Here is a 1,277-nt window from a genome sequence, read left to right on the forward strand (position 1 = left end):
TGAGCTATGCTGAAGAAACCGTACAAGTAAACTTGGTAAACTAACGACTCAACGAGGAGTTTACCATGACCAAGAAAGTTAGAACTTACAGCACAGAATTTAAAGCAGAAGCTGTCAAGAAGATAGCGGATAATAATGGCAATATTTCAGCTACTGCAAAGCAGCTCGGGATCGCCATGCAAACCTTATCTAACTGGCAGAATAAAGCCAATCAGGGCAAGCTTGTGGGCACTGAACAATACGATCCTGATCTTATGAGCGCCCTTGAAGAAGTAAAACGGCTAAAGCGCCAGCTTAAAGTTGCTGAGGAGGAGCGCGAGATATTAAAAAAGGCGACGGCGTACTTCGCCAAGCACAGCTAGTAAAGTACGCTTTTATCAAAGACAATCAGCAGATATTTAGCATCACAACTATGTGCCGTGTATTAAAGGTTAAATCATCAAGTTACTATGACTGGTCAAGTCGTGACATTAGTGATCAGCAGATACATCGTAATCACTGCGAGCTACTAGTCAAAGCCGCTCATACTGAAACATATGAGCGTTATGGCGTAGATCGTCTACATGCGCATCTAAGTGATCAAGGCCATGACATCAGTCCCTACATGGTTAGAAGTATTAAAGAGGAACACGGCATCAAGTGCCGTCGTCATAAGCGCTTTAAAGTCAATACTGATTCCAATCACAATAAACTGGTCTATGACAACGTGCTGAATCAGCAGTTTGACGCCAAGCGTCCCAATGAGTCTTGGGTCAGCGATATTACTTATATCTGGACAAACGAAGGTTGGCTGTACTTAGCTGGAGTCAAAGATTTATACACTAAAGAGCTTGTCGGATACGCTATTAACAAGCGCATGACCGCAGATTTAGTATGTCGTGCGCTTAACATGGCAATTAAGAATAAACGCCCAAGCAAGGGACTAATTGTGCATTCTGATAGAGGCAGCCAGTATTGCAGTCACGCCTACCACACGACCATTAAGCAGCATCAATTTATAGGCTCAATGAGCGGCAAAGGCAACTGTTTCGATAACGCTCCGATAGAAAGCTTCTGGGGCGTATTAAAGAATGAGCTGGTATATCATCAAGACTATAAAACAAGGTTCACAGCCATCAATGATATTATCAGTTATATCGAGCTGTACTACAATCAGACGAGGATTCAAAAGGGTTTGGGCTATCAATCGCCAAGACAGGTGTGGTTTGATTATTATCGTCAAGCTGCGTAACTAAAATCTCCCAAGTTTAAGTCTACGGGATTGACGGCAGGGGTCA

General features: G+C 43.1%; 1 protein-coding gene. It reads left to right on the forward strand.

Annotation, left to right across the window (positions count from 1 at the left end):
- Positions 1 to 65 precede the first annotated feature (65 nt).
- Positions 66 to 1,231, forward strand: a protein-coding gene (locus tag JFC06_RS12195; protein WP_198335248.1) for an IS3 family transposase whose coding sequence is annotated in 2 segments (ribosomal slippage) — positions 66 to 324 and positions 324 to 1,231 — 1,167 coding nt in all. Because the reading frame shifts where the segments join, the coding sequence is not laid out codon by codon here.
- The last annotated feature ends 46 nt before the right edge of the window (positions 1,232 to 1,277 follow it).

This window comes from Psychrobacter namhaensis (assembly GCF_016107545.1).
Classification (GTDB): Bacteria; Pseudomonadota; Gammaproteobacteria; order Pseudomonadales; family Moraxellaceae; genus Psychrobacter; species Psychrobacter namhaensis.